The 245-nt window shown below is 44.5% G+C and carries 1 protein-coding gene; it reads left to right on the forward strand.

Features of this window, described 5'->3' with window-relative positions; translation table 11 throughout:
- Nucleotides 1-141 precede the first annotated feature (141 nt).
- Nucleotides 142-245 (forward strand): SDR family NAD(P)-dependent oxidoreductase (locus AAHB90_RS32685; protein ID WP_342089519.1); only part of this gene is annotated, 104 nt, incomplete at its 3' end.

Genomic DNA, 245 nt, shown 5'->3' on the forward strand with positions numbered 1-245 from the left:
TCCTGCTTTTCAATGATAGTAGATCGGTACGGAATGCACCCTCAATTCGGCTACAACATTTCCTGTTTCGGCTACAAGCGCCTTGTCACGATCGCGGAAATTTGCTGTGTAAAAATTTAAAATAATATGCAGACAGAAACAATGAAAGTGGCACTGGTTACAGGAGCAAATGCAGGCGTGGGATACCAGATCGCTAAATCACTTGCTGATGAAGGCTATACCGTTTACGTTGGCGCGAGAAACCT

It is taken from the genome of Dyadobacter sp. OTU695 (assembly GCF_038440355.1).
In the GTDB taxonomy this organism is placed as follows: Bacteria; Bacteroidota; Bacteroidia; order Cytophagales; family Spirosomataceae; genus Dyadobacter.